Genomic DNA, 13,748 nt, shown 5'->3' with positions numbered 1-13,748 from the left:
CCTCCTGTCTAGAACCGCACGAGGACGCGCCAGAAGAGCGCATCCTCCTTCTGCTCCGGCAGATTTGCACCGCCGGGGCGCCGGGTGAGGCGCCGCACGCCCTCGAGCTGCGCTTCCACCCGCTGGTTGATCGCCATCCGCACGCCGATCCCGAGGGAGGAGAGATGGCGGTCCGGGTCGGAGTCGAGTTTCTCGAAGGTCCGGCCGTAATCGTAGAAGGCGTAATAGGTCGGGTCGAGGCGCAGCGCGAAGCCAAAGGCCTCGGTCTCGACCGTGGTGGAGAGCTGCAGTTCGGCCGAGACGGCGATGGCACGGTCGCCCGTCACCTCTCCCGTGTAGAAGCCGCGGCCGAGCCGCGCGCCGCCGAGATAGAACTTCTCGGAAGGCGGCAGCACGTCGTTCGTCCATTGTCCGGCCAGGGTGCCCTGGAGCGAAACTACGGTCTGGGGACCGAAGGAGAGGAGCGACTGCGTGCGCGTCGCCTCCATGCCGATCTTGGTCAAGTCGCTGCGCGCCCCGGCGCGGGAGGCGTCCGGGCCATCTCCTGCTTCCGCGCCCAACCAGTCGATGCCCTGGGAGAGGCGGACGGAGAGCAGGTTGCTCGCCGGTCGTGTCTCACCGGCGAGCAGGTCGAACACCGCCCAATCCGCCCCGAGGCGGATGATCCGCAGGGAATCGCGGCTGAAGCGCGTGCTTCGGCCAGCGGCGTCGTCGATGCTGATCTCGCTTTCGATCGCGTCGAAGGCGCCGACCAGGTTGAGGGTCTGCGAGCGGCTGCGGATCAGCGGATAGGTGACGGCGATGCCGCCGACCGTCGTCTCGCCCTCATAACCGAGGGCGTTCAGCACGCCCGAGGGCCGCGCCCGGCCGCGCCCGGCATAGAGCCGCACGCGCAGGCCCGAGCCGCCGATATAGGCTTCGGAGGACACCTGGCCGAAGAGCTGCGTGTTGCCGCTGGCGTAGAACAGTGCCAGCTCCGTGCGCTCGCCGAGCTCGGTGAAGCTGTTGAACTGCACGGCACCCAAGGCCTGCTCCGGCCCGGTGAAGCGGGAGCCGCGGTTGTCGGCCGTCGCAAAGCCGGTGACGGCGCGGCGCGACACCTGGGCCACGAGGGAGAGCGCGCCGGGCTCGGTACCCGCCGGCCGGAGCACCGTGCGGATGGAGACGCCCGGCATGTCCTGCGCCAGCAGGAGCTGCCGCTCCATGGTGGCGATGTCCAGCGGCCGCGTTCCCACCAGCCGGTTGAGGAAACGAAGCACCTGGGTGCCGGCGGGGCCGATATCCCCCTCCAGCCGCACCTCGGTAACATGACCTTCCGTGACGCGATAACGCAGAACACCATCGGATCCGACGACCGCATCGGCAGTGACGAATGGGTAACCCGCTTCGCGGTAGAGGGAGACGATGGCGGCGCGGGCCGTCTCTAGCGCGGCGACCGGCACGGCAGGGCCGGTGAGGGGGCCGGTGGTGGCGCTCAGCCGCTCATCGGAGAAGGCGGTCGCGCCCTCGAAGGCCACGGCACGGATGGGAACGCTGCCAGCATCGGCCGGAACGGGGTTCGGGGCTTCCGGGCCGGTGCGCGTTCCAGGCCCAACGGCCGGCGGGCGCACTGGGGCCAGTTGCGGGATGGGCGTTCCGCCCGGCGGCACGACGGCGCTCGGAAGCGGCTGGGCGAGCAAAGGGGCAGGGGTCAGGAGCAGCGCCGCGACAATCCAGAACGGGTGGAAAGCCGATGGACCCGATATTCCGCCCGATCGTTCCCCCATGATCCGAAACCCCACTCGCCGTTAGGGTTAGCTTAACTCTCCGCAACATCCTGTCGACGGATCGTGAGCGAAATTACGCCTTCCGCTGCCGGAAGCCGAGAAAGTGTGGTTTTGGAGCCGCCTAGAGTTTAGGTCCGATGCCCTCCACCCCGCTGGCCTGCTCCAAGCCGGCCAAAGCGGCGAAAAAGACTGCTCGCGCTGCGTTGGCGGCCACGCGGGTCGCGTCCAGCGTCCGCAGCGCATCGAGCGTGTCGAGCAGGGTCCGCATGCCGGCAAGATTGGCGGCCTCGGTCGAGTGATAGGCCTCCTCCGCCCTGCGCAGAGCCGTCAGGTCCAGCAGGGAGCGGGCCTGGACATAGGGGGCCGAGCCGGTGGCTCAACGCTGGCGGCGCGGACCCTATCTACACTTTCGCCGACCTGTCTCAGATGTGGCTGGTGGCCAGGGTGCGGGGGACGGATGCGTCGCTGGGCCGCCCCGGCCAAGCCTGCAGGTGAACGTGGACGTGCTGCCAGGCCGCCAGTTCGACGCCCGCATCGAAAAGGGGCGAACGCACCTGACCCGGTCTCGCGCCGCCTGACCGTCCGTGCCGCGGCCGAGGAGGCAAGCGAGTCCGCCGCGCTGCCTGCCGGCGCTCTCATCCACCGCGGCGCCGCCACCTCGCTCCGGGAGGCGTTGGGCGACGACCGCTTCGTCACGCGCGCCGTTCGCACCGGGATGCAGTCCGACGGCATGGTGCAGGTGACGGATGGACTGGGCGCCGGCTCGCGCGCGGTCATTGGCGGTGCTCTGTTCATAGATCGTGCGGCACAGGACTGATCCGGGCGGGAACGCCCTGGGGCGCCGGACTACTCCGTGGCCCCGGACGGCTGCGCGGCGCCCACCAGTGCCGGGGCCATGGCAGGTGCAGCGAGAAGGCGCCGCCGCCCCACGGCGCCGCTCCCACATCTGCCACGCCGCCATGGGCGTGCTCGATCCGCTCGGCGGTCGACAGGCCCAGGCCATGCCCACGACGATGCACATCCCGCGCCTGCCGGTGGCGGCGAAAGGCATTCTTCCGCTCGGTCTCCGGCACGCCGCGCCCATGGTCGGCGACCCACCACCGCCTGCGCACCCGGCTGGGACAAGCTGGGGCGGGAGTGCTGAATCAGACCGTGCGCGGCCTCGGATACTGGCTTGAGGCGGAACCTGCCAGCGGAACCCAGCCAACGGGCTGAAGCCGCGCACCGGTTAGCGCGTTGCCGGGAGGATCGAAGAAGGAACGGACACGATGCGCAGCCTGGTCCCCGCATTCGCCTTAGTCGGGCTGGCCGCCTGTTCGCCAGACATGCCGCCTGCGCCGATGGCAGAGGTGCCGGTGCGTGCGCCGACCACGCCAGCGGCTACGCTCATCGTCGGCATCCCCGGCGCACCGCCGGTGCCCTATGCCCTTCGCGCGGAGCTCACCCGGGGTGGCGAAGCCGTCTGCGCGCCATTGGTCGGAACGGTGCTTGACCCGATCGGGGAGAGGCGCTTCCGCCTGCTGCTCCAAGAGCCGGGCTTCGTGGTGACCCGGGAAAGCGTGCTGCGCCAGACCGTGGCCGGGCCGCCTGACGCCCCGGAGCTGGCGCTGGACGGCGCAAACAACGGCCGTTGCGACTACCTGTTCCGGGGTACCTCGCTCGGCTGAGACCCGGCTGGGGTGCTGACTCCGCCCCGCACAACCAGGGCTCAGGTTTTTGCGAGTCCCGCCGCGCGCATTGCTTCCCCCATCGCCTTATCGGTCTCGGCCATTACGGACCTGAAGCCAGCGCCGTCGGCCCAGTCCATTCCGAAGCCACGAGAGCGCATGAAGTCCTTGTACTCGGCGGACTCGTAGACGCGCTTGAGTGCCGCTGTCAGGGTCGCCGCCTGCTCCGCCGGCAGGCGCAGCGGCGCGCCAATGCCACGCCAAACCGCCGTGCTGTAGTCAACACCGATGGTCTCCTTCAGTGTGGGAATATCGGGAAATTGCGGGTCTCGCGCCGGAGCCATAATGGCAAGGCTGCGTGCCCGGCCTGCGTCGATCATCGCCCGCGCCTCTGGAATGGAACAAGGCACGATATCCACGCCGCCGGCGACGAGGTCCTGCATCCCCGGCGCCGCGCCGTTGGAGGGAACCCAGCGCACGTGGTCAGGCTTCAGACCCATGGCCTGCAGCCAGCCCACAAGGGCCAGGTGCCAGATGCCGCCCTGGCCGGTTCCTGACGCCTTGAGCCGGCCAGGCGGGCTTGCCTTGATAGCCTCGGCCAGCGCGGTGATGTCCTTGTAGGGGGAGGCACTGCTGACCTGTATGCCCGGCGCGTCACGGTTCACCAGCCCCAGCGGCGTGTAGTTGGCGTAGGTCAGCTCGGTGAGACCCTGCCAATGCATCATCGCGATCTCGACCGTGATGATGCCGATCGTGTAGCCGTCCGGCTGGGCACTCGCGATTGCTGCATGGCCGACCACGCCCGAACCACCGGTACGGTTGACCACGTTCACCGGCTGCTTCAGCTCCTTCTCCAGCAGGGCAGCGACAATGCGCGCGGTCGCGTCAGTGCCGCCGCCGGCGCCCCATGGCACGATCATCTGCAATGGGCGGCTAGGATAGCGTGCCTGGGCCTGGGCTTGCCGCAGAGTTGCCGAGTGGGCGAGTGCGGCGGTCGCAAGGCCTGCGAGGCCACGGCGCGTCGAGTGAGCCATCTATGCTCCCTTCCCTGGACGGGGCCTTTGGCGGCCCTGCTTGGCTTACTTGAAAGTCAGGGTAACGGCCGCATCCCCCGAACTGCAAGCGCCGCGATGGCGGGGCGCAGGCTTCGGCTCGTTGCTGAGTTATCCCACTAGCTGTCGAGCCTTCCGGCTCCCACTGGAGCGTGCAAACCGCCGCCACGCCCAAACCCCTAGTGGCCACAGCAGAGCGCCGAGCGTAATCGCCGCCAACACGGCTGATACCGGCCGCTCGAAGAAGGGCAGGATGCTTCCGTCGGATTTAATGAGTGATGTGACAAATGTCTGCTCGAACATCGAGCCCATGACGATCCCGAGCACCAGGGCGGCCACCGGATAGCCGCAGCGTTCCATGCCGTAACCCAGCACCCCAAAGCCCGCTACCAACAGTACGGAGAACAGGTTGTTGCCGGTGGCGTAGCTGCCAATTGCGCAGAGCAGCAGCACGACGGGCATGACCGCCGCGCGTGGTGCACGCAGCACGCCGGCGGCGAGGCGAATCATCACGATGCCCAGCGGGATCATGATGATGTTGGCCAAAGCGAAGATGATGTAGAGCGCATACATGCTTGAAGCGCGCTCAGTAAAAAGCGTCGGCCCGGGATTTAGGCCCTTCATGTAGAGCACGCCAATGGCGATGGCAGTGATCGTGTCCCCGGGAACACCGAAGAGAAGCGAAGGTACCCAACCGCTGGCGAGGCTGGCGTTATTGCTCGCCCCCGCCTCCACCAGCCCCTCTGGATGGCCGGTACCGAACTTCTCCGGCTCCTTCGAGAAGCGCTTGGACATGGCATAGGATACCCAGGCCGCCATATCGGCGCCCGCCCCGGGCAGCACACCAATGATGATGCCCACGACGTTGCCGCGCCACATCGGCTTTTGATAGCGCTTGGTCAGTTCCCATTGGCCGGCCATGATCGGCCCGAAGCGGCGGCGTGGCAGTGGCGGCGGCTCGGCGGCGGCCATGGCGCGCATCACCTCAGATACGGCGAAGACGCCAACCAGTGCCGGCAGTGGCTCGATGCCGCCGAGGAGGTCAGTGATTCCGAAAACAAAGCGTGGTGCTCCGGCCGGGTTTTCCATTCCCACGCAGGACACCAGCAGCCCACCCAGCATCGAGGCAATCGCCTTCACCGGTGAGGAGCGCGCCACCAGCGTCGCGCACATAAGCCCCAAGGCAGCGAGCCAGAAGTACTCGAACGACGAAAAGTTCAGCGCGAGCTCAGCCAGCAGCGGCGCCATCACGACTAGGGAAAGTGTTCCCGCGATTCCGCCCAGCGCCGAAAACCATAGCCCTGTGCCCAGGGCCAGCTCGGCCTGCCCCTTGCGCGTCATGGCGTAGGCTTCGTCGGTATAGGCGGCTGACGCGGGCGTTCCGGGAATGCGCAGCAGGCAGCCTGGGATATCGCCCGAGAAGATGGCCATGGCGGAGGCGGTGATGATTGTTGCTACCGCAGCGATCGGTGACAGGTAAAAGGTGACCGGTACCAGCAGCGCGGTGGCCATGGTGGCAGACAGGCCGGGCAGCGAGCCGACAACCAAGCCGTAGACGGCGGAGGCCAGGATCGCGAGCAGGACATCGAACTGCGCAACCAGGGCGAAGCCCTCGAGAATGTCCTTCATCGGGGGCTCACCACGGCGCCGCCAGGAGCCCTTCGGGCAAGGGGACGCGCAGCAAGCCGTTGAAGACGATGTGGATGAAGGGCGGCGCCAGGACCGCGATGGGCAACGCAAGGCGCGGACGGGCGCCGAGTGCGAGTGACAGTGCCAAGGCGATCAGCCCGGCGGTGAGGAGGAAGCCGAGGCGGTCGACAGCCAGCACGTAGAACACCAGCAGCACTGGTGGCAGAAGGGCGCGTAGCTCCCCGAAGCGTGGCGGCGAGGGATGCACCGTATTTGGCCCCTCGGCGCCCGCAGCCTCGGCCGGCGCTTCGAAGCCGCGCCCCACGCCCAGCGCCACTAGCGCGCCGCATAGCAGCAGGCCCAGGCCGATGACCGTGGGAAACACGCTCGGTCCCACGTCCTGTCCTGGCACGCCGGGCTGCTGCAAGCCGCCATACACGGCGAAGGCTCCGAGCGTCGCGACACCTACGCCAGTCACCCGATCCGATAGCAGCAACGGCCTTCCCTCCGGTTCCAGCGCTCTCGGTCTCTCCGCAGGTAGGCCGGCCGGGCGCGTTATGCCGCGTCGTGTCGCACGGCTCGGTCCCAGGATCGGCTGGAGCGCTCCGGAACACTCTTTACAATCCTGTGATCGAACCGGGCGGGCGCGGCCCTCATCCGGCCGCGGGGCTGCCCGGATGAAATGGCCAAGAGGGCTCGGCCGACGCTCGGGATTCGGCAGCAGGCGGCGCCACTTGCGCTCGTGGGAGATCTGGACCGGAACCGCGTTGTCGATCCCGACCGGGACGGGCAGCGGAAGTGCTCCCAAGCTTCTATTTCGAGCTTCGTCGTGCGCCCCGCGCTCGATCTGTATCCGATTCGGCCCACGTAGGCTTCGTTCCGGCCACCGCGCGCAGAGCAGCCGGCTGGGGCTGAGCTGATTTCGGCTCCCAGAAGGAGCAGAGCAACGACTTGCCTCCGCTTCATGCGTTGCTTGTGGTCTGCTTATTGAGGGGGCAGGTGATGCCGGGAGACGAAGCGGAAGAGCTGCGGGGCGAGATCGTCGCCCTGGAGACGGCACTTGCGGCTGCCTTTGGCGAGATCGCCGTCTTGCGAGCGGCGGTCGAGGGCGGCGGTTCGGCGTCGGCCCTACGTGCCATGGAGGGCATGGCCGCACAGCTTGAGGGTTCGGTCCTGCGCGGTGTCGTCGGCGCTGAGGCGCAGGGGCGGGCCGCCGCAGCTGCAGGCTTCGAGCGGCGGATGGAGCAGATCGCCCATGCGCTGCGCAACGCGATCGCCTTTCGGGACCAATGAACGCGCGATCCAATCTGGAGCTGTACTTCGTCTCCGTTCCGATATACCCGCGTGACGAGAAGAATTCTGCTTGGGAATGGGACCAAACGCCGGGAGAGGAGTTCTACTCAAAACGTGCAGCCCGTTAGGAAAGAACGGATGAGCGAAGGCGCCATCGATCAAGTATGCAGTCCCGAGATGTCCGAACAATACGCAGCTCTCGGACGCTTCGTCACTGTTTTCGAGGATACGGTGAACCTCATTCGCACCGCGACAGTCGGGATGCTTGCCTCGAACCGCCGGTATGAGAAGCTGGTGAACATTGCCTTCCATAGCAGCGTCATGACGGCGGGGCCGCTGTTCCAGGTTTTCCGCGCCGTGGTGGGGCAGATCGTGACCGACGAGGAGTTCGGCTTTCCGAAGCTGCAGGGTCAGGACATCCTATCCGTGATGAACCAGATTGCCGGCGAGTTCGACGCGATCCAGCAGACGCGGAACAGCTTACTGCATGGGACCTGGGAGGTCGGCTGGTGCGGAGAACCTGGGAATGGGCTTGCGGTTTTCTCGGTGACCAAGCTCAAACCCTCCCGGACAGGCCTCAGCCGGGCCGAGGTGCCGTCCAGGCCTGACGAGCTTAGTGAGTGGGCCGAGCGCTGCCATGCCGCCCAGACACTGATCGAGCGCGTGGTCGAGGCCGTGGTCACCAAGCCGGTGCCCCAACTGGACATGTTGTTCACCAGGAAGGACGACTCGTGGATACCCAGCAAGCTAACAAGCAGCTGAGACGCATGGGGGGAGGGGCGGAGCTGGCCGCCGGCGCGCCAGGCGCTATTCTGGGTTCGGCAGCTCCGCTTGGGGTGGAAACCCGGATCCAGGGCCACTGATGGAGCTGCTCGCCGCGGACAGGTGAGAAATCGTACCGGTGCGGTGGAGCTTTTCCAATGTGGATAGGCGCGGCTTCACCTTAGTGGGATGAAGCCGCGCCTATCCAGGATCAAGCCGGGCGCGGCACCGCTTGGCGCGCGAGCAGCTTCCAGGCGCCGCCCTGCTTCTGGAAGACGAGCAGCACGCCAATCCGCACATTGGCAGGCCGGGCGCCATCCGACGTACCGGCTGTGAGAAGGTGACGGACCACGGCGACATCGCCCGAGACGTGAATGGTCTGCTCGGAGAGATTGATGCTGCGGAAGACGCTACGGCCTTCCACGATGGCGGCGACGAACTGCTCCTTATTTTCCAATCTTCCAGAGGAATGGCCGTAGGTGAGGGCATCCGCGGCTGCGGCCTCCAGCTTCGCCCGGTCTGCCGAAATCATGGCCTGCCGGAGCATTTCGACGGCATCGGCCACCGCCTTCTCGTCGGCGGATTGGGCCTTGGCGGGCGCCACGGCGAGCAGGGCGAGGCCGCCTCCAGCAGCGAGGGCGAGATGTCGGCGAGACGGATTCATGCGTTTCCTCCTGGTTTCATTGGCGGCGTGCGTCGCGCGAAAAGTTTGGAGGAATGCGGCGGCTGCTGCAAATGCAAACGTTTCAGAGAATTGGCTCTGCAAAAAGAGGGTGCGCCCGCCGCGTCTGATATCGGAATGACGGGAACTTCTTTTTCGGGCAGCTGGATCTGACGCAATTAGGGCCGTCGGCGTCCCACGCCACTGCCCGTTCTTTCTACATCTCAGTGACTTGGTCGGACTTTGATTGGGTCCGGTTCGCCGCCTGATCCACGCGTCGGAGGCGGACGCTGACACAAACCCGTGTAGATGGCGTGTGACCCACCACAAGCCGGGCAGCCGTCGTAAGCTGCAGCCGGAAGGACGAAGCAACGTGCCGGTTCAGAACTCAGGCAGCAGATGGGAGGATGGCCATTGATCCCTGTCGATTTCTACGCCTCAGATGAATGGCATCGCAGGACACCGGAGCAGCGCGCGAAATGGGGCCGCAGCGTCGTGGCCGCACGCATCATGCTCAAGAGCGAGGAGCATGGCCTCACCGGCAGAGTTCGCGATAATTTCGCCATGCGGGAGTGGATGTCCGCCTATTCCCAAGCGGAGGAGCGCAGCGGACAGGACAGGGACCTGCAAGCACTCTCCCGGGTCTTATGGGTCAACTTCATCGCGGTCGCGACCAGAGGGTTTAGCGTGGTGGAGGAGTTTGCACGGGACGGTTAGCCCGAACGCTGAATGGCAAGGATGTCCCCGCTGACCCCCCTCAATCGCGAGACTGGCAACCTCCAAGTTCGCGTGGCTGGCGTCGTCAAAGAGGTTATGGCAGCCAGTGGCCTCCTGACCTAAATCTTGCGAATGATCGAATGTGCAGAGCTGCAAAAGTTCATCGGCCGCCACAATCGGCTGTTCGTGCTGACCGGGGCCGGCTGCAGTACGAACTCAGGAATTCCCGATTACCGCGATGTCGACGGCCAGTGGAAGCGGGCGCAACCCATGACGTTCCAGGCCTTTATGGGCAGCCAGTCAGCGAGGCAGCGCTACTGGGCGCGCAGCTTGATCGGCTGGCGGGTATTCGGCCAGGTGAAACCGAACCGGGCGCATCAAGCGCTCGCGCGCCTTGAGGTTCTAGGCAAGAGCGAGATCCTGCTCACCCAGAACGTCGACCGCCTGCATCAGGCCGCCGGAAGCACCCGTGTCATCGACCTCCATGGGCGTTTGAACGAGGTCCGCTGCATGGGCTGTGGGCAGACCATCGCTCGCGAGGCCATACAGGAGCGACTGATTCGGCTAAATCCGGGTTGGGCGGAGCTCGAAGCCGTCAAGGCACCGGATGGCGATGCCGACCTTGAGGGGCTGGATTTCTCCACATTTGGCATTCCGCCATGCCCGGCTTGCGGTGGCCTGCTGAAGCCCGACGTGGTCTTCTTCGGCGAGAGCGTGCCGGGAGACCGGGTGAACGCAGCTCGCCATGCACTCGCCCAGGCCGATGCAATGCTGATCGTCGGGTCCTCGCTGATGGTGTATTCGGGGTTCCGCTTTGTGCAGGCAGCCGCCCGTGCCGGGAAGCCGATTGCGGCAGTGAATCTGGGTCGAACCCGTGCCGACGATCTGCTGGCTCTAAAGGTGGAGCAGCCCTGCGCGGACGCCCTGGCCTTCCTGCTCGAGCCATAGCGGACCGGCTCGGAGCGACCGCCGAACATGGCCTGGACCCGGCCCTCATTCGTGCATGGTCACTCAGGCACATCACTGATAGAGGGCGGCTCTGCGACCGGCCGATCAGAGTAGCGCAAGAAAGACTGGGAACATGCCACCTTTCCAAGGCGGCCTGCTCCGAGCCTAACTTCCAACTGGTCCTCGGGTCTGCCGTCGGGGTGATGGCTCCGATGCCAGTTAACCCTGAAGCTGCCCAGCAACAGGCATGTATCCAACGCCGCACATGGGTGGTCCTCAGAAGATCCCAAGATGCCTCACAGTTGCCGATGGCCAGCCCGCGCCAAAGCTGGTGGCAAGCGCGGCGGGCGCGGCCGTTCGATGATGAAGCGGTAACCAAGCCGAAGTGTATTTCGTATCCATCCGGTGAGGGACGCGGAGATCGCTGTTGAGGGGCTCAGCGCTGGGTGTCAGCGATGATCTGCTCGAGCAGTTCGACACCTTCGCGGGTGAACGCGAGGGTTGCGTCCTCACCGGGGCCGTAGACCCAGAGCCTGCCGTCCTCTGGGTCGAGGCCGAGGGAGATCTCGTGGAGGCGCTCCTCGTCCACCCCGAGCATCTCGGCAACACGTGCGATGGTGTAGACGAAACTGATGGCGGCCATCGTCAGGCCGCCTTCACGATGGCCGCGGCGGCCGAGCACTTCCAGTTCCATGGCAGCAGCTCGTCGAGGCGGGATGCCGGGTGGTCGGCGATGCGGGCGAGGACGTCGGCGAGCCACGCGCGGGGGTCCACGTCGTTCAGCTTCGCCGTCACGATGAGCGAGAGGATGGTCGCGGCCCGCTCGCCGCCACGCTGGCTTCCGGCAAAGAGCCATGAGCGGCGACCGAGGGCGACGCCGCGGAGCGCGCGTTCGGCAGCGTTATTCGTCATGCAGATCCGCCCGTCAGCGAGGAACCGGGTGAACGCTGCCCAGCGCTTGAGGGCGTAGTCGAGAGCCTTGGCGAGGTCGTTGTGGCGGGACATCTTGCCGCGATCCTCGACCATCCAGGCGTGGAGGTCGGTCACGAGTGGGGCGACGACGGCTGCGCGGTGCGCCAGGCGCTCGGAAGTGTCCTTGCCGGTGACCTCCCGGTCGGCGTCGAATACCCGGTCGATGCGCCGGACCGCCTCGGCGGCGAGAGGGCTGCGGGCGACCTCGGCGAGTTCGAACGCCTTCCGGTGGAAATGGGCCCAACAGGCCGCCTCCGTGATCGGGCCGGGCTGCCGGTCAGCGGCATAGAGGTCCGCGAACCCGGCATAGGCGTCGGCCTGGAGGATGCCCGCATACCCGGCGAGGTGGGCCTTCGGGTGCTCGGCCGTCCGATCGCGGGAGAAGTAGAACACGGCTGCCGGTGGGTCTGGCCCGGCAAAGGGCCGGTCGTCGCGGACGTAAGTCCATACCCGGGCGGTGACGGTCTTGCCTCTCGCCAGGAGCGGCACCGTCGTGTCGTCCCCGTGCAGGCGCTGCGCCGCCCGGACGTGGGCCACGATGAGGGCGTGGAGCGGGAGGAGTGCCGCGGCTGAGGTGCCCACCCAGTCAGCGATGGTGGAGATGCTCAACTCCACGCCCTCGCGGGCGTAGGTTTCGGCCTGGCGGTTCAGGGGGAGGTGCTGGCCATACTTGGCCTCCAGGATCATCGCCAGCAGGTTCGGCCCCGCCCGGCCGCGGGCAATGGAGTGGAACGGGGCCGGAGGCTGGGTGACCGTCTCGCAGGAGCGGCAGGAGAACCTCTCCCGCACCGTCTGGATCACCTTCCACGAGCGAGGGATCACCTCGAGGGTTTCGGTGATGTCCTCGCCCAGCTTGGAGAGCACCCCACCGCAGCAGGGGCAGGCTGACGGCGAGGGGACCACGACGCGCTCGCGCGGCAGGTGCGCGGGCAACGGGCCGCGAACGGGCTTCTGTCGCACCGGCGCCTCCGGACGAGGCCCGTCCTTGCCCTCTGCCGTCTCCGCCTTCGCCGTGTCCTCCGCCATCGTGGCGACCAGCTCACCCAGTTCCAGCTCGAGCTGATCCAACAACTTGCGCCCGCGCTCGGACGATGCCCCATACTTGTCGTGCCGGAGCTTCGCGATCACGAGCTTGAGGTGCGTGATCATCGCCTCCGCACCCGTCGCGCGCGCCTCGGCCGCGACACGGGCCTCGCGCTCCGCGGCAAGCGCCGCGCGAAGAGCCTCGACATCATCTCCTGGTTGCGGCGCGCTGATCACGGGAGAAGTGAATCAGACGACGCACCGCGCTGCCAGCAGAAACGTCATCACGTGGTCTACCCCGCGACCTGTGGCCTGTGGGTGTAGCGCGGGTTCCGCCAATCTATTCCGTCGAGCATGTAGGACAGCTGAGCGGCGGAAATGCAGACTGCGCCTTCCGTCGCACTCGGCCACAGGAACCGCCCGTGTTCCAACCTCTTCGCATAAAGGGACATCCCGATCCCGTCGTGCCAGAGGATCTTCACCAGGTCACCTCTGCGCCCACGAAAAACATAGAGATCGCCGGCGTGCGGGTCGCGACCGAGCGCCTCCTGCACCTGCAACGCCAGCCCATTCATGCCGCGCCGCATGTCGGTGTGCCCGACCGCGAGCCAGACGCGCATGCCAGAGGGGGTGGGGATCAACCCCGGATCACCGTGATCAGCCGCCTCAGCGCCAGCAGGCTTACCCCCTCCGCGACCCGCAGGATTGTGCCATCCGGCAGCACGATCTCAACGGGCCGGTCCGCCTCAGCTGCACACTCACCGCAGGGCGGAGAAACTGGCGCCGCCGCGACCTCCATCGGCTCCGGCGCCGGCACCTCTGCCATCACCCGCACCGGCACGAACACCGCCGCCTCCTCGACCAGCCGCCCCCGTCGCTGCGCCTCGCGCCACTGCCAGATCAGGCGACGGCTCACATCATGCCGACGCGCCACGTCGTTCAGCTTCGCGCCGCCGTCGATCTCCGCCAGGATCCGTAGCTTCTCCTCAGCCCGCCACCGCCGCCGACGTTCCACACCGGTGATGATCTCCATCCCGCCGTCCCCAACCTGCTCTTACCGACGCACTTAAGATCGTCAGTAAGATCAGCGGACACACGCGCCTGGGAAGGCGGCCTACGCCGGATGGCTACCCTTCGGCCGAGGCGCTTGGCCGCAGTCGTGGCGGGCTCTGCTCCAAGCTGCACGCCTGCGCCGATGGTGCAGGCCGGGTCCTGCGGCTGATCGCCAGCCCTGGACACCACGCGGACCTGCGCTACG

17 protein-coding genes are annotated in these 13,748 nt (G+C 66.8%); 6 read left to right on the top strand and 11 right to left on the bottom strand.

The features are described 5' to 3' along the window. Nucleotides 1-8: 8 nt before the first annotated feature. Complete coding sequence (locus GSE44_RS12370) at nucleotides 9-1,766, bottom strand: ShlB/FhaC/HecB family hemolysin secretion/activation protein (protein ID WP_159349137.1); 1,758 nt, start codon at nucleotides 1,764-1,766, stop codon at nucleotides 9-11. Between the two features lie 121 nt (nucleotides 1,767-1,887). Beyond that, on the bottom strand, nucleotides 1,888-2,088 hold the full coding sequence (locus GSE44_RS12365; protein WP_235924771.1) for a TolC family protein: 201 nt from the start codon (nucleotides 2,086-2,088) through the stop codon (nucleotides 1,888-1,890). 351 nt (nucleotides 2,089-2,439) lie between these two features. On the opposite strand from GSE44_RS12365, the gene GSE44_RS25330 reads away from it, so the two are divergent. Further along, on the top strand, nucleotides 2,440-2,583 hold the full coding sequence (locus GSE44_RS25330; RefSeq protein ID WP_201306056.1) for a hypothetical protein: 144 nt from the start codon (nucleotides 2,440-2,442) through the stop codon (nucleotides 2,581-2,583). Here the strand turns inward: GSE44_RS25330 and GSE44_RS26480 are convergent. Further along, the gene (locus GSE44_RS26480; RefSeq protein ID WP_408015104.1) at nucleotides 2,558-2,878 is read right to left on the bottom strand and encodes an ATP-binding protein; all 321 of its coding nucleotides are present in this window, start codon (nucleotides 2,876-2,878) and stop codon (nucleotides 2,558-2,560) included. The two genes, GSE44_RS25330 and GSE44_RS26480, sit on opposite strands and share 26 nt — an antisense overlap. A gap of 156 nt (nucleotides 2,879-3,034) precedes the next feature. On the opposite strand from GSE44_RS26480, the gene GSE44_RS12355 reads away from it, so the two are divergent. Further along, nucleotides 3,035-3,433: a hypothetical protein gene (locus GSE44_RS12355; RefSeq protein WP_159349135.1), complete on the top strand. Its 399-nt coding sequence runs from the start codon at nucleotides 3,035-3,037 to the stop codon at nucleotides 3,431-3,433. A gap of 41 nt (nucleotides 3,434-3,474) precedes the next feature. On the opposite strand, the gene GSE44_RS12350 is transcribed toward GSE44_RS12355, so the two are convergent. From GSE44_RS12350 to GSE44_RS12340, 3 genes are all read right to left on the bottom strand, one after another. Continuing rightward, nucleotides 3,475-4,353 carry a tripartite tricarboxylate transporter substrate binding protein gene (locus GSE44_RS12350; protein WP_235924769.1) on the bottom strand — a complete coding sequence of 293 codons (879 nt, stop codon included), beginning with the start codon at nucleotides 4,351-4,353 and terminating at the stop codon, nucleotides 3,475-3,477. A 243-nt stretch (nucleotides 4,354-4,596) separates the two neighbouring features. Further along, nucleotides 4,597-6,114 (bottom strand): tripartite tricarboxylate transporter permease, encoded by a 1,518-nt coding sequence (locus GSE44_RS12345; protein WP_159349133.1) that lies wholly within the window; start codon nucleotides 6,112-6,114, stop codon nucleotides 4,597-4,599. A 7-nt stretch (nucleotides 6,115-6,121) separates the two neighbouring features. Continuing rightward, nucleotides 6,122-6,610, bottom strand: coding sequence for a tripartite tricarboxylate transporter TctB family protein (locus GSE44_RS12340; RefSeq protein WP_159349132.1), 489 nt, complete (start codon nucleotides 6,608-6,610; stop codon nucleotides 6,122-6,124). 506 nt (nucleotides 6,611-7,116) lie between these two features. On the opposite strand from GSE44_RS12340, the gene GSE44_RS12335 reads away from it, so the two are divergent. Then, nucleotides 7,117-7,407, top strand: coding sequence for a hypothetical protein (locus tag GSE44_RS12335; RefSeq protein ID WP_159349131.1), 291 nt, complete (start codon nucleotides 7,117-7,119; stop codon nucleotides 7,405-7,407). Nucleotides 7,408-7,545: 138 nt separating this feature from the next. Continuing rightward, nucleotides 7,546-8,169, top strand: a complete 624-nt coding sequence (locus GSE44_RS12330) for a hypothetical protein (protein WP_159349130.1) — start codon at nucleotides 7,546-7,548, stop codon at nucleotides 8,167-8,169. A 211-nt stretch (nucleotides 8,170-8,380) separates the two neighbouring features. Here the strand turns inward: GSE44_RS12330 and GSE44_RS12325 are convergent, their stop codons facing one another. After that, nucleotides 8,381-8,833, bottom strand: a complete 453-nt coding sequence (locus GSE44_RS12325; protein WP_159349129.1) for a nuclear transport factor 2 family protein — start codon at nucleotides 8,831-8,833, stop codon at nucleotides 8,381-8,383. 411 nt (nucleotides 8,834-9,244) lie between these two features. Here GSE44_RS12325 and GSE44_RS12320 point away from each other — a divergent pair, with 411 nt between their 5' ends. Then, on the top strand, nucleotides 9,245-9,547 hold the full coding sequence (locus tag GSE44_RS12320) for a hypothetical protein (protein ID WP_159349128.1): 303 nt from the start codon (nucleotides 9,245-9,247) through the stop codon (nucleotides 9,545-9,547). A 132-nt stretch (nucleotides 9,548-9,679) separates the two neighbouring features. Further along, nucleotides 9,680-10,495 carry an NAD-dependent protein deacetylase gene (locus tag GSE44_RS12315; RefSeq protein ID WP_159349211.1) on the top strand — a complete coding sequence of 272 codons (816 nt, stop codon included), beginning with the start codon at nucleotides 9,680-9,682 and terminating at the stop codon, nucleotides 10,493-10,495. A 436-nt stretch (nucleotides 10,496-10,931) separates the two neighbouring features. Here GSE44_RS12315 and GSE44_RS12310 read toward each other — a convergent pair whose 3' ends face one another. The 4 genes from GSE44_RS12310 to tnpA are packed head-to-tail and all read right to left on the bottom strand — an operon-like array spanning nucleotide 10,932 to nucleotide 13,523. Further along, on the bottom strand, nucleotides 10,932-11,189 hold the full coding sequence (locus tag GSE44_RS12310; RefSeq protein ID WP_235924756.1) for a hypothetical protein: 258 nt from the start codon (nucleotides 11,187-11,189) through the stop codon (nucleotides 10,932-10,934). Continuing rightward, entirely contained in the window at nucleotides 11,141-12,724 is a 1,584-nt protein-coding gene (gene tnpC / locus GSE44_RS12305) for an IS66 family transposase (protein WP_159349209.1), read from the bottom strand. Before tnpC ends, GSE44_RS12310 begins: the two co-directional genes overlap by 49 nt. 59 nt (nucleotides 12,725-12,783) lie before the next feature. Next, complete coding sequence (gene tnpB, locus GSE44_RS12300) at nucleotides 12,784-13,131, bottom strand: IS66 family insertion sequence element accessory protein TnpB (protein ID WP_159349127.1); 348 nt, start codon at nucleotides 13,129-13,131, stop codon at nucleotides 12,784-12,786. Next, nucleotides 13,128-13,523, bottom strand: a complete 396-nt coding sequence (gene tnpA, locus GSE44_RS12295) for an IS66-like element accessory protein TnpA (protein WP_159349126.1) — start codon at nucleotides 13,521-13,523, stop codon at nucleotides 13,128-13,130. The genes tnpB and tnpA overlap by 4 nt, the downstream gene beginning before the upstream one ends. Nucleotides 13,524-13,748: the final 225 nt, after the last annotated feature.

It is taken from the genome of Muricoccus harenae, assembly GCF_009848505.1.
In the GTDB taxonomy this organism is placed as follows: Bacteria; Pseudomonadota; Alphaproteobacteria; order Acetobacterales; family Acetobacteraceae; genus Roseomonas; species Roseomonas harenae.
This window is presented reverse-complemented; position numbering and strand designations above follow the sequence as displayed.

What these genes read in the sequence shown, in the direction of transcription:
- GSE44_RS12310 (WP_235924756.1), bottom strand. Translation starts at nt 11,189, where the DNA reads ATGGAACTGGAAGTGCTCGGCCGCCGCGGCCATCGTGAAGGCGGCCTG.
- GSE44_RS12355 (WP_159349135.1), top strand. Translation starts at nt 3,035, where the DNA reads ATGCGCAGCCTGGTCCCCGCATTCGCCTTAGTCGGGCTGGCCGCCTGT.
- GSE44_RS12330 (WP_159349130.1), top strand. Translation starts at nt 7,546, where the DNA reads ATGAGCGAAGGCGCCATCGATCAAGTATGCAGTCCCGAGATGTCCGAA.
- GSE44_RS12335 (WP_159349131.1), top strand. Translation starts at nt 7,117, where the DNA reads ATGCCGGGAGACGAAGCGGAAGAGCTGCGGGGCGAGATCGTCGCCCTG.
- GSE44_RS12370 (WP_159349137.1), bottom strand. Translation starts at nt 1,766, where the DNA reads ATGGGGGAACGATCGGGCGGAATATCGGGTCCATCGGCTTTCCACCCG.
- GSE44_RS12315 (WP_159349211.1), top strand. Translation starts at nt 9,680, where the DNA reads ATGATCGAATGTGCAGAGCTGCAAAAGTTCATCGGCCGCCACAATCGG.
- GSE44_RS12350 (WP_235924769.1), bottom strand. Translation starts at nt 4,353, where the DNA reads ATGATCGTGCCATGGGGCGCCGGCGGCGGCACTGACGCGACCGCGCGC.
- GSE44_RS12325 (WP_159349129.1), bottom strand. Translation starts at nt 8,833, where the DNA reads ATGAATCCGTCTCGCCGACATCTCGCCCTCGCTGCTGGAGGCGGCCTC.
- tnpA (WP_159349126.1), bottom strand. Translation starts at nt 13,523, where the DNA reads ATGGAGATCATCACCGGTGTGGAACGTCGGCGGCGGTGGCGGGCTGAG.
- GSE44_RS12345 (WP_159349133.1), bottom strand. Translation starts at nt 6,114, where the DNA reads ATGAAGGACATTCTCGAGGGCTTCGCCCTGGTTGCGCAGTTCGATGTC.